The sequence below is a fragment of the Kitasatospora sp. NPDC005856 genome (genome assembly GCF_040629945.1).
GTDB lineage: Bacteria > Actinomycetota > Actinomycetes > Streptomycetales > Streptomycetaceae > Kitasatospora.
This window is the reverse complement of record NZ_JBEXWT010000002.1, coordinates 98,948-110,595: the sequence shown is the minus strand read 5'-3', so window position 1 is coordinate 110,595 and position 11,648 is coordinate 98,948. Positions and strand designations below refer to the sequence as shown.

The 11,648-nt window shown below is 72.5% G+C and carries 10 protein-coding genes; 2 read left to right on the top strand and 8 right to left on the bottom strand.

What is annotated here, in order from left to right; genetic code table 11:
• The 6 genes from ABZ449_RS02985 to ABZ449_RS02960 form a co-directional block, all read right to left on the bottom strand.
• A complete protein-coding gene (locus ABZ449_RS02985; RefSeq protein ID WP_360339144.1) occupies positions 1 to 1,821 on the bottom strand; it encodes a glycoside hydrolase family 36 protein in 1,821 nt (606 codons plus the stop codon).
• A 2-nt stretch (positions 1,822 to 1,823) separates the two neighbouring features.
• Positions 1,824 to 2,729 carry a carbohydrate ABC transporter permease gene (locus ABZ449_RS02980; protein ID WP_360339141.1) on the bottom strand — a complete coding sequence of 302 codons (906 nt, stop codon included), beginning with the start codon at positions 2,727 to 2,729 and terminating at the stop codon, positions 1,824 to 1,826.
• Positions 2,726 to 3,655, bottom strand: coding sequence for a sugar ABC transporter permease (locus ABZ449_RS02975; protein ID WP_360339138.1), 930 nt, complete (start codon positions 3,653 to 3,655; stop codon positions 2,726 to 2,728). Before ABZ449_RS02975 ends, ABZ449_RS02980 begins: the two co-directional genes overlap by 4 nt.
• Positions 3,652 to 4,998: an extracellular solute-binding protein gene (locus tag ABZ449_RS02970; RefSeq protein WP_360339136.1), complete on the bottom strand. Its 1,347-nt coding sequence runs from the start codon at positions 4,996 to 4,998 to the stop codon at positions 3,652 to 3,654. The genes ABZ449_RS02975 and ABZ449_RS02970 overlap by 4 nt, the downstream gene beginning before the upstream one ends.
• A gap of 236 nt (positions 4,999 to 5,234) precedes the next feature.
• Positions 5,235 to 6,461, bottom strand: a complete 1,227-nt coding sequence (locus ABZ449_RS02965) for a radical SAM protein (RefSeq protein WP_360339133.1) — start codon at positions 6,459 to 6,461, stop codon at positions 5,235 to 5,237.
• Between the two features lie 116 nt (positions 6,462 to 6,577).
• On the bottom strand, positions 6,578 to 7,312 hold the full coding sequence (locus ABZ449_RS02960; RefSeq protein ID WP_360339131.1) for a hypothetical protein: 735 nt from the start codon (positions 7,310 to 7,312) through the stop codon (positions 6,578 to 6,580).
• A gap of 219 nt (positions 7,313 to 7,531) precedes the next feature.
• Between ABZ449_RS02960 and ABZ449_RS02955 the strand changes: the two genes are divergently transcribed.
• Positions 7,532 to 8,446: an aromatic prenyltransferase gene (locus ABZ449_RS02955; protein WP_360339128.1), complete on the top strand. Its 915-nt coding sequence runs from the start codon at positions 7,532 to 7,534 to the stop codon at positions 8,444 to 8,446.
• Complete coding sequence (locus tag ABZ449_RS02950; protein ID WP_360339125.1) at positions 8,443 to 9,234, top strand: class I SAM-dependent methyltransferase; 792 nt, start codon at positions 8,443 to 8,445, stop codon at positions 9,232 to 9,234. The genes ABZ449_RS02955 and ABZ449_RS02950 overlap by 4 nt, the downstream gene beginning before the upstream one ends.
• 87 nt (positions 9,235 to 9,321) lie before the next feature.
• Here ABZ449_RS02950 and ABZ449_RS02945 read toward each other — a convergent pair whose 3' ends face one another.
• Both ABZ449_RS02945 and lysA read right to left on the bottom strand, forming a co-directional pair.
• A complete protein-coding gene (locus ABZ449_RS02945) occupies positions 9,322 to 10,113 on the bottom strand; it encodes a DUF2785 domain-containing protein (RefSeq protein WP_360339122.1) in 792 nt (263 codons plus the stop codon).
• 108 nt (positions 10,114 to 10,221) lie between these two features.
• On the bottom strand, positions 10,222 to 11,625 hold the full coding sequence (lysA, locus tag ABZ449_RS02940; RefSeq protein WP_360339119.1) for a diaminopimelate decarboxylase: 1,404 nt from the start codon (positions 11,623 to 11,625) through the stop codon (positions 10,222 to 10,224).
• Positions 11,626 to 11,648: the final 23 nt, after the last annotated feature.

Sequence of the window (11,648 nt, the reverse complement as noted above, 5' to 3'; positions counted from 1 at the left end):
TCAGCGGCGCAGGGTCAGCAGCCCGCCGCGCGGCACCAGGATCGCGTCCACCAGGTCCAGCTCGGCATCGCCCTGCCGGACGATACGCCCCCGGGCGTCCTGCACCGTCACCGCCACCTGCCCACGGCCGCCGGTGAGCCGGACGTCCGGGTCGGCGTCGGCGTTGGCGACCAGCAGGGTGCGCCAGTCGTCGCCGGAGGCGTCCACCGGCAGGGCGGCGTAGCGGGCCACCGCCACGGTGTCGGTGCCGCGCGCGGTGACCGCCGGGTAGCCGAGGTCCGGGCGGGCCGGGAGCAGTTCGCCGAGCTGGAGAGTGGCGGTGTGCTCGCGGAAGACGCCGAGCCAGAAGGCGATCGCCTCGCGCTGGGCCTCGGTCTGGGTGGCGAGGTCGACGGAGACCTGCGGCACCGAGAACAGCACGTTGATCAGGTGGCAGGCGATCTGTTCGGCCGGCTCGTCCCGGTGCCACATCAGCATGTCGGCGTGGACGGGGACGGGCCCGGCCGCGAGCCGCACGTCGATGGTCCGCTGCCGGTTCTCCTGCGGGCTCAGCGGGCAGTCGGTGGCGCGGATCATGGTGGCGTACGGCCACAGGCCGGGGCTGACGTAGGGCTGGCGGTGCTCGATCATCGCCTCGGGGTTCGCGGCGGTGATCCGGCCGCGGATCGCGGCGAGCAGCCGCTCCACGCCCTCCTCGACGCTCGCGCAGTCCGCTCCGGGGCGGGCCGGCGGGGCGTCGGCGCTCTCGGCGGCGCGGGCGAACCAGTCGACGAAGTCCACCTTGAGGCCGTCCATGCCCCACTCCTCGACGGCCCGGGCGAGCCGGTCGGTGAGGAAGGCCCGGACCTCGGGGTGGCGCGGGTCGGCGACGATCGCGCCCATGTGGGCGGCGTCGGCCAGCGCGAGGTGGCCTATCTCCCGGTACGCGGCGCTGTCCTTGCCGATGAACGGCAGCGCGTACCAGAGCATGTAGCGCACGCCGAGGTCGTGCACCCGCTGGACGTGGGCGGCGGTGTCGGGCAGCGAGACCGGCTCCCAGTCACCGCAGTGGGCGTAGCCGCGGGTGCGGTCGGCGGTCATCCAGCCGTCGTCCACGATGATCACGTCCAGGCCCAGCTCCTTGCCGAGCGCGGCCTGGGTCTCGACGCCCTTGGGGGTGATGTCCTGGTGCATCGAGTACCAGGTGGAGTACGCGGGGCGGCGCGCGGCCTCCGGGATGTCGGCGCTGCGGCCCTCGCCCCACCAGGCGGCGAGGTCGGCCAGGGCGCGGCCGAAGTGCCGGCGCGAGGTGTCGATCCGGACGGTGAGCCGGTCGGTGGCCTGGGCCCAGAACCGGAACTCGCCGGTCTCCTCGACCACGCCGGCCCCGGCGAGCACGTCCGGGCGCCAGGCGGCGAAGGCGCACAGCGCGACGTCCCCGGTGCCGACCAGCGCGGCGATCGGCGCGCCGTTGGCCAGCGAGGTGCGGCGCGGGGCGCTCCAGGCGGCGGGCAGCCAGCCGGTGCCGCGCGGCTCGGGGGTCCACAGGGCGGTGGCGTCCACGCAGGGCACCCGCCATTCGATCCGCACCTCGCCCGCGCCCTCGGCGGTCACCTCGACCACGCCGTCGGCGATGCCCTGGGCCGTGCCGGTGCCGCTCACCCGGAGGTCGAGCCCGTCGGCGTACAGCGGGCGCAGGGTGCCGGCGGTGGGGGCGTGCGGCTCCCAGACCTCGGCCTCGGCCGTGCCCGTGCCCGTGCCCGTGCCGGTGCCGGTGCCGGTGCCGGTGCCGGTGCCGGTGCCGGTGTTGCCGCTGGTGTCGGTGTCGTTCGTTCCGGTCATCGTCAGCCCTTCGTGGCGCCGGCCAGCAGGCCGGAGATGAACTGCCGCTGGAGGACCAGGAAGAGGACCATCATCGGCAGGGTGGACAGCGCGGTACCGGAGAGGATCGCGCCGTAGTCGGTGTTGGACTTGTTGCCCTGCAGCGTCGCCAGGGCGACCGGCAGGGTGTGCATCTCGGGGCTGCGCAGCGCGATCAGCGGCCAGACGAACTGGTTCCAGGAGCCCAGGAAGAGGAAGATCGACAGGGCCGCCAGCACCGGCCGCATGACCGGCACCACCACGCTGAACAGCACCCGGAGTTCGCCCGCGCCGTCGACCCGGGCGGCGTCCAGGAGTTCGTCCGGCAGGCTGCTCAGCGACTGCCGCATCAGGAAGATGGCGAACGGCACGCACAGGCCGGGCAGGATCAGCGCCTGGTAGGTGTCCAGCAGGCCGAAGTCCATCATCATCTTGAACAGCGGCACCAGCACTACCTGTTCGGGCACCACCAGGGTGGAGAGCAGCAGGGCGAACAGCAGGGTGCGGCCGCGGAAGCGGAACTTGGCGAAGGCGTAGCCCGCGAGCAGCGCCACGACCAGGGCGCCCAGCGTCTGGACCCCTGCCACCAGCAGGGAGTTTCCGACCACCCGGAGCAGGCCGATCTTGTGCTCCAGGCGGCTCAGGTTGTCGCCGAGGCTCCCGCCGGGCAGCAGCTTGGGCGGCCAGTCGAAGACCTCGGTGTCCTTGCGGGTGGAGGAGACCACCAGCCAGTAGAAGGGGGCGATGGACAGCCCGGTGACAGCGGCCAGCAGGAAGGTCAGCGGCCAGCCGCGCAGCTTCTTGAGGGGGCTCCCGTTCTTGGCGGTCGGGTTGTCGGGCGTGGTCTTCCGGGGGGTGGTGCTCTTGGGGGTCGTACTCGTCGAGGTCACTTGTCGCGCTCTCCCATCAGGCGCATCTGGATGGCGCCGAGCACCGACACGAGCAGGGTGAGCGCGTAGGCGATGGCGGAGGCGTAGCCGAAGTCGAAGTACCGGAAGCCGTTCTGGTACAGGTACATGGAGACGGTCAGGGTGGCGTTGTCCGGCCCGCCGCCGGTCAGCACGTAGGGTTCGTCGAAGAGTTGGAGCGTGCCGATGGTCGAGAGCACGACCGTGAACAGCAGCACCGGACGCAGCGCGGGGACGGTGATCGAGGTGAAGCGGCGGATCGGGCCGGCCCCGTCGACCATCGCCGCCTCGTACAACTCCCGCGGGATGGACTGGAGTCCGGCGAGGTAGATGACGGCGTTGTAGCCGGTGTAGTGCCAGGTGAGCACCACGACGACGGCCATCCGGGCCCAGACCGGCTGGCCCAGCCAGTCGACGGAGGGCAGGCCGACGGCGTTCAGCACCCAGTTGACCGCGCCGTCGTCCGCCTTGAGCAGGTAGGCGAACATCACGCCGGTGGCGACCAGGCCGGTGACGGACGGCATGAAGACGCCGAGCCGCCACACCGTGCGCCAGCGCACCAGCGCGGAGTTGATGCCGACGGCCATCAGCAGGGCCAGCCCGAGCATCAGCGGGACCTGGATGACGAGGATCTCGCCGGTGTTGCGCAGGGCCGTCCAGAACAGCGGATCGTCCAGCAGGCGCCGGTAGTTGGCGACTCCGGCGTTGCGGGTGGCGGCGCCGGAGCCGGTGGTGAAGGACAGCAGCAGCGAGTCGATGACCGGGTAGGCCTTGAACACGCCGAAGGTGACCAGGGCCGGGGCGAGCAGCAGGTACGGCAGGGCGGTGCGCCGCCAACGGCTCGGCCTGGCCTTCGCGGTGAGGGCACGGGCGGCCGGGCCGGTGGAGGTCGGACTGGCGGCACTCATGCGATACCGCGTCCCGTCTGCTGGGCGAGCTGCTTGGCGGCGTCCTGGAGGACGGCGGCCGGGTCGGCGCCTCTGAGCAGGACCTTGGTCTGGGCGTCGCTGACCAGCTTGAGGGCGCGGGCGTAGTCGCCGGAGTAGTTGGTGGGGTCGCCGCCCTCGATGGCGAGGTCGGCGAAGGTCCGGAGCACCGGCTGGCCGCCGTAGAAGGCGCTCGGCGCGGCGTACAGCGGGTCGGTGTAGGCGTCGGTGAGGGCCGGGAAGACGCCGCCCGCATTGAACATGGCGTTCGCCGAGGCGGGCCGGGCGACGGCGTACTCGACGAACTTCCAGGCGGCGCGGCGGCGCGGGCTGGAGGCGGCGACGGCCAGGTGGGTGGAGTTGACGAGTGCGGTGCGCTTGCCGCCGGGGGTGACCGCCGGGGGCTTGGTCAGGCGCCAGTTGCCGCTCTGGTCGGGGAACTTCTTCTCCAGGTAGTGCGCGACCCAGGCGGGCATCGCGGCGACCGCGAGCTTGCCGGTCTTCATCACCGGCGGCCAGCTCTGCACGCCGGGGGTGTCACCGATCATCCCGGCCTCGTCCAGCCGCTTGATGATGGTCAGGGCGCGCACGGCCTGCTCCGAGCCGACGGTGATCTTGCCCTGGAGGTCGAAGTAGAAGGCGCCCTGGAGCTGCATCAGGGACTGGAGGAAGTCCAGGTCGGGGGTGGGGTTGGCGGCCCGGTTGAGACCGATCAGGGCGACGCCGGGGTTGGCGGCCTTGAAGCGGTCGGCCGCGGCGATCAGGTCGTCCCAGGTGGCGAGGGACTCGGGGTCGATGCCCGCCTTGTCGAAGTAGTCCTTGCGGTAGAAGAAGCCCAGCGGGTTGACCTCCCAGGGCAGCGCGTAGGCGTGGCCGTCCTTGCCAGTGACGACCGGCCACAGGCCCTTGGCGAACTTGTCCTTGTACGCGTCGGCGCCGAGGGCGGAGAGGTCGGCCAGGCCGCCGGGGAACTTCTCCTGGTAGCCCGGCAGGTAGTCGCAGCCGATGTGCAGGACGTCGCCGAGGCCCTGGCCGCCGGCCGCCAGCCCGACGGTGATCTTGTCCCAGATGGCGGGCTCGCCGATGTCCTGGACGTCGACCTTGATCCCCGGGTTGTCCTTCTCGAAGGCCGGGACGATCCCGCGCAGGGCTTCGGCGGCGGTGGCCCAGGACCAGACGGTGATCGTGCCGGTGTCGGCGTCCCCGCCGGCGGCGCCTCCCGAGCCGGAGCCGCCGCCGCAGGCCGCGAGGGTGCCGCCGGCGGCGAGGGCCAGCAGGCCGGCTCCGGAGGCGCGGAGAAGGTCGCGACGAGAAAGGTGTGACATTGCATTCCTCTCGGTGGGGTGGCGCCGGAAGACTGTAGGGCGAAGGGGTATTGGGGCGCAGTGGGGGTTACTCGTTGGGTTATCCCGGGTTTGAACGTTCAAACACACAAAACAAACCAGAACCAAACAGGCTTCAACGGGCGGACACAGCAAACGCCCGCCCTCCCCGTGCCGTCAAGCCCCGGGCAGGGGAAGGGCGGGCTCCGCAACCGTTCCGTTATCAGCGGGGGAGGGCGTCAGCCCCGTACGGCGTCCGCGGGAGCGAACACGGTCCCGGGGGTGACCGGGATCCCCCGGGACATGGCCTCGAAGTCCAGGATCGGATGGGTCAGGATCTCCTCGACCTCGTCGGTCAGGAGGTTGCCCAGGATGAACTCCTCCTCCGCGCCCGAACCGAAGGTGACGACCTGCCCGCTGGACTGGATCATCCAGTTCAGCAGCTCCCGCTCGCTGCTCTCCGCGAGGTGGACCTCCCGGCCCGGATGGTCGCGGCGGATCCCCTCCACCACCTCGCGGACGTCCTCCACCGCCACCCCGAGCCGGCGCACGGTGGCAGGCGACGCGCGCCGGCCCCACCACTGGAAGATCACCCACTGGGCGACCGACGGGTGGGACATGATCTCGGCGGCCAGCTCCGGCAGCTGGTGGAGGTTCTCGGCGCTCGCCACGGTGTGCACCCGCACCCGGTCGAAGCCCTCGGCGTCGCACAGGGCGAGGGACTCCAGCAGCGCGTCGAGCAGCCCGGCGTCCGGGCTGCGGCGGAAGGCGCGCTGCACCTCCGGGGTGACGGCGTCCAGCGGCAGCCGCAGCGAGGACAGCCCGCGCAGGCGGTCGAGCTTCTCGGCGGTGAGCGTGTAGCCGGTGGTGTCGAGGCCGACCTTGAGGCCGGCGGCTGTCGCGCGGTCGACCACGTCGAAGATCGGCGGCCACAGCAGCGGGTCGCCGCCGGCCAGTACCAGGTCGGTGGTCCCGTGCGCGGCCAGCTTCCCGATGATCAGCTCCGCCTGGGCGAGGTCGATCTGCTCCGCGGCGAACGGGTTGTAGCAGCCCTGGCAGGACATCGGACAGCGGTTGTTGATCGACCAGTTGACCCGCCGGACGCGCCGGCCGGCGCGCGGCCGGTCGGCCCGGCTCCGGATCCCCGCCACCAGGTGCGCCAGCCGCCGGGACTGCGGGAGGGTGGCGCCGGCGAGCAGCCCCTCGGCCCGCTCGACGGCGGCCGCGGTGGCGTTGTTCTGGAGCAGCAGGAACGCCAGGCGCCACCGCATGGTCTCGTCGGCGGGATCCTGGACCAGGGCCCGCTCGACCCGCTCGGCCAGGGCGCCGAGGTAGCCGGGGTTGAAGTGGTCGGGCTCCAGGCGCCGTTGGAAGTCGTCGGCGATCGACCCGCGTTCCAGGGACCTGTCGTAGCCGGCCCGCAGCGGGTGCGGGGGAAGGATCTCCACGTGCTGCCGAGTGGACATGGGATGCGGCTCCGGTCATGGTCGGTGCGGGAGGTCGTGCTCGATGCGGGAGGTCGCTGTCGGTGCGGGAGGTCGTACTCGAGGCGGGAGGTCGCTGTCGGTACGGGAGACAGCGGTCAGTTGGGGGCGGACGGCAGCAGGATGACCATCGAGTCGGCGGACGACAGGCCCATGCTCTCGACGAAGACGGCGTCGCGGACGAGCTGCGCGATGTCGGGGTGGGTGGGGGCGGCGAGGTAACGGGCGGTGGATTCCAGTGGGGTGACGCCGCGTTCGGCGATCAGGGCGTGCAGGGCGCGCGGGAGGTTGTCGAGGCCGTCGCGTATCGGATCGAGGTCGAACCGGTCGGCCAGCCGCAACGCGGCCCGGCGGGCCTTGGCGAGGTTGGTCGTCGGGTCCACGCCGGTCGCCTTGGCCAGGTAGTACGGGACGGGCTGCACCATCCAGGCCAACGCCGTGCGCGGGTCGTCCTCGTCGTGGCCGGGCAGCTCGAAGCCCTCCGAGCCGAGTTCGAGGCCGTCGCAGAACCACTCGCGCCGCATGCTGATCCGGTAGTGGGCGTGGCCGGCCTGCCGGAAGACCGGGAGCCTGGCGATGACGGAGGTCGTCTCGATGCCGAAGCCGTCCGAGATCCGCCGCATCCTCCGCCCCACCAGGTGACGGACTTCCGGCACGTCCGCGTCCTCGGCCACGACGTGGACCAGGTCGAGGTTGGAGACGACGTCACCACCGGGTCCGGTGCGGTGGTCGCCGCGGGCGAGCGAACCGGTGGCCGCCACCGACATGTCGGTCACGTCCGCGAACTCGCGGGCCAGCTCCCGGAACAGCAGGGGGACGTCTTCGGGCCTCATCCTTCACCCTCTCTTCCAAGTCCTTTTACATCATGGAGAGTTCGTATTCAGGCGCGCAGCCTAACAGCGGCACGCCACAAATGGTCGAGTTCGCACCACACATCTCATCCGAACCAATCGGCGCCCCCTGGCGAAACGATCTTCGAGGTGATTGGATCACTACCGGACCGGTCCGATCGCCCCGCCGAACTCCTCCACGAACGAACGGGGGCACCCCTGATGGTGTCTGCTGCCGACTTCTCCGCGTCCCGCTTCCTCCAGGACGTCGAGGCCACCGCGGAGCTGCTGGGCGTCGACCACTCCGTGCCGATGACGCGCCGCGTGCTGGCCGCGTACGAGGAGGGCTTCCACCGGGGAGCCGTCCTGTGGCGCACCAACGACAAGCCCGGCGGCGCGCTGAACTACCGCTTCTACGACCGCGTTCCGGTCGACACCGTGGGCATCGGCGCACGGGCCGGGCTCCTCGACCCCGACAGCCGGACGGCCGGCCTGATCTCCGCCTGGAGCTCCCGCTACGACGGGTCGACGGAGCTGTGCGACTTCGACACGGTCCGGGGCCTGGTCAAGACGTGGGTGTACCTGGGCGGGATCCGGCCCCTCGACGAGGTCCTGGACGTCCCCGGGGTCCCGGACACGATCCGCCGGCATCACGACCGCTTCCGCGAGCTCGGCCTGACCTCGGTACGGCACGTGGCCGTCGACTACCAGCACGACACGGCGAACCTGTACTTCCGCACCCGGGAAGGGCTCGACGCCCGGACCGCGGAGCGGCTGCTCTCCCTCTCCCGGGCCGGGGTGCCGGACGGGACGACGCTCCAGGACATGACCGGCTTCACCGCCCCGGACGGGCACACGTTCTCGGTGACGCTCCGCATCGCCACCGGGGAGATCGAGCGCGTCGGCGTCTACGCCCTCCGGCTGCCCGCCGGGAGGTTCCCGCGCGTCAACGACCGGCTGGCCACGTTCTTCCGTGCGGCCCCCTCGTACGACGAGGAGGAGATGAACGCCGTCGCCTGGTCCTTCGGCGCGGGCGGCGGCGACTACCTGAAGGCCGAGCGCGGTTACTGCGGCCGGCTGGTCGCGCTGATGCGCGTGTGGAACAGCCCGATGACCGATCCGGGCAGCCGGCCGTGAGCGACCCGGTCTACCAGGACGGCGTCCTCGCCCACGGCACGCAGGGCGAACGCGAACGCCTGCGTCTGCTGGAAGAACTCTGCGACCCGACCACCATCGGCGTCCTCGAGCGGCTCGGTGTCGCCGCGCACTGGCGTTGCGTCGAGGCGGGGGCCGGGCGCGGGTCCGTCGCCCGCTGGCTCGCGGCCCGCTGCCCCGACGGCCGGGTGACGGCCACCGACCTCGACACCGCGTTCCTCGAAGCGTCGCCCGTGCCCGTCAATCTGACGGTCGCACGGCACGACGTGACGCGTGACGACTTCCCGGCAGGCTCCCAGGACCTGGTGCACGCCCGGGCCCTGCTCGGCCACCTCCCCGACCCGGAGCTCGCCCTCGACCGGATGGCCGGCTGGCTCGCGCCCGGGGGCTGGATCGTCGTCGAGGACCCCACCTACCTCCCGGCCGAGGCCTCCCCCTATCCGCAGTTCGCCGAACTGCTGGAGGCCTGCCAGCAGTTGCTGGCCCGGACGCACGGGACGGACCACACCTGGGCCCGCCGCATCCCCGCGGCCATGGCCCGCTCCGGCCTCACCGACATCGGCATGACCGTACGCGTCGCCGTGTGCGGTACGGACGGGACGGAGGACGCGTTCTGGCGCCGGTGCTTCGCCCAGGCCGCTCCCGGGCTCGTCGCCACCGGGCTCATGACCGCCGAGCGGATCGCGGCGGCGGTCGCCCACCTGGACGACCCGGCCTTCACCGACACCGCCTGGATGATGGTCTCCTGCTGGGGGCGCCGTCCGTCGTAGGGCGCCGGGCCCTGACCGCGCCCGCGCGAGAAGCACGCCCGCGCGAGGAGTCGGCCGGTCCGACTTCTCGCGGCACCGGTCCACGGCTCAGGCGTACGGGAACACCGGCTGCAACACCTCGGCCAGCCGGGCCTTGACCGCGGATCCGTGAGCCAGCGGGACGGGCCGCCCGCCGCGCTCCGTGGGCACCCCGAGGTCCGCCAGCGCGTACAGGGCGAGCAGGGTGCGGACCGTGTTGGACGCCCAGACCGGCATCGGCCCGCGCTCCATCCCGACGAAGACCTCACCCACCGTCGACAACCAGGCGGTCGACCGCTCCGGTGTCAGGTCGGGGCGGGTGAGGACGAGGGCGAGGGCCCTGGCGAGCCGGTTGTCCTCCCGTTCGGCGAACAGGTGGTCGGTCGGTGCGAGCAGGCGCTCCGCGGCGAGCACCAGCAGCGGTTCGGGTTCGACCTCGGGCCGCAGACCGCAGGCCCCCAGCAGGTCCGCGCCGTGCGCCACCGCGTGCAGCCAGCCGAGCGTCTCGTCACGACCCCGCAGGTCGGCCTCCGAGCGGTACCAGGCGGCGAACGCGTCGATCCATGCGGGCCTGAGGTGGCCCTGACGCACGATCATCACCAGGACGAGCGGGGCGAAGGTCCGGGCCTCGATCCGCGGATCGTCGAAACGTTCCGCCATCAGATCGCCGAGCGCCAGGCACCGCTCGCGGTCGATCACCCCGCGCTCGATCCACGTCGCCAGCACCGCGTACGGGTAGCCGTCCCGGATCTCCGGGTCCGGGTCCCCCAGGGCTTCCGCCAGCTCGGCGACCAGGTCGTCCAGTCGGGGCCCCGCGGGGAGTGCGCAGTCGTTCTCGTGGATCTCACGCCAGTTCGTCACCCGCGCGACCCTACCGAAGGCCCCCAGGCCCTCTCCCCTGATTTTTTGCCGGCAACCCGCGTGAGAAGCCGGCCGGGCCGACTTCTCACGCAGCCACCTCCGCCGCCCTCAGCGGCCGACCTCCCGCAGACGGAAGTCCTCCACCGTCTCCCGGCGGATCAGCAGGCGGGCCCTACCGTCCTTCACGGCGACCACGGCCGGGCGGCCGACCAGGTTGTAGCCGGACGCCATCGACAGCTGGTAGGCACCGGCCGCCGGCATCGCCAGCAGGTCGCCCGGGCGCAGATCGGCGGGCAGGGCGGCGTCCCGCACCAGCACGTCGCCGGCCTCGCAGTGGCGGCCGACCACGTCCGCCCTCGTCTCCCCCGCCTCCGAGCGGCGGCCGATCAGCCGCACCGCGTACGGCGATCCGTACAGCGCCGGGCGCGGGTTGTCGCTCATGCCGCCGTCCACCGCGACGAAGCAGTGGCCGTCCGCGGTGTGCTTGACGGACAGCACCCGGTAGACCGCCACCGCGGCCGGGCCGGCGATCGCACGACCGGGTTCGACGATCAGCCGGGGCACCTCCAGCCCGGCCTCGGCGCAGCGCACCGCCAGCCGGTCGGTCACCCGCACGGCGAACTCGACGAGGTCCAACTCCTCGTCTCCGGGCAGGTAGCGGATGCCGTGCCCGCCGCCCAGGTCCAGCTCCGGCAGCTCCACGCCGTGCCGCTCCCGCACCTCGGCGAGCAGTCGCACCAACGCGTCCACCGCCTCCAGGTACGGCTCCACCGAGGTGATCTGCGAGCCCAGGTGGCAGTGCAGCCCCGCCAGTTCGAGGCCCGGCTGGTCGAGCACCCGGGCGATGGCGTCCGCCGCGTCGCCGCCCTCGATCGGGAAGCCGAACTTCTGCCCGCCGACCCCGGTCCGCACGGCCTCGTGGTGCCCGGCGGCGATCCCGGGAACCACCCGGACCAGGACCTTCTGCGGTGTGTCGGCGGCCACCAGCGCGGCCAGCCGGGCGATCTCCGCCGGGCCGTCGATGACGATCCGGCCGACCCGCAGCCGCCGGGCCAGCCGCAGCTCCTCCGGGGACTTGGCGTTGCCGTGCAGCAGGATCCGCTGGGCCGGGAAGCCGGCCGAGACCGCCAGCCACAGCTCGCCCGAGGAGCAGACGTCCAGCCCCAGCCCTTCCTGCTCCGCCCAGTCGGCCATCGCGCTGCACAGGAAGGCCTTGGCCGCGTACAGCACCTCGGCGTGCGGCAGCGCCCGCCGGTACGCCCGGGCGCGCCCCCTGGCCTCGGCTTCGTCCAGCACGTACAGCGGCGTTCCGAACCGCTCGGCGGCCTCGGCCAGCCCCACCCCTCCGATCACCACATCGGCTCCCCGGCCGGGCCGCGCCGAGGCCGGCCAGGGGCCGCCGAGCGGGTCGGCGGGGGCGGTGGAGGCGGCAGCGGTGGAGGCGGCAGCGACGAGGGCGGGAGCGGTGGAGGTGGGAGCGACGGGGGTGGGCTGGGCGATCAGCTGGGTCATGGCGGCTGCTCCTGCGGAAGACG

Bases quoted from the DNA above. Each gene is read 5' to 3' on its own strand.
- ABZ449_RS02985 (WP_360339144.1), bottom strand. From the start codon at position 1,821: ATGACCGGAACGAACGACACCGACACCAGCGGCAACACCGGCACCGGC.
- ABZ449_RS02975 (WP_360339138.1), bottom strand. From the start codon at position 3,655: ATGAGTGCCGCCAGTCCGACCTCCACCGGCCCGGCCGCCCGTGCCCTC.
- ABZ449_RS02970 (WP_360339136.1), bottom strand. From the start codon at position 4,998: ATGTCACACCTTTCTCGTCGCGACCTTCTCCGCGCCTCCGGAGCCGGC.
- ABZ449_RS02965 (WP_360339133.1), bottom strand. From the start codon at position 6,461: ATGTCCACTCGGCAGCACGTGGAGATCCTTCCCCCGCACCCGCTGCGG.
- ABZ449_RS02960 (WP_360339131.1), bottom strand. From the start codon at position 7,312: ATGAGGCCCGAAGACGTCCCCCTGCTGTTCCGGGAGCTGGCCCGCGAG.
- ABZ449_RS02955 (WP_360339128.1), top strand. From the start codon at position 7,532: ATGGTGTCTGCTGCCGACTTCTCCGCGTCCCGCTTCCTCCAGGACGTC.
- lysA (WP_360339119.1), bottom strand. From the start codon at position 11,625: ATGACCCAGCTGATCGCCCAGCCCACCCCCGTCGCTCCCACCTCCACC.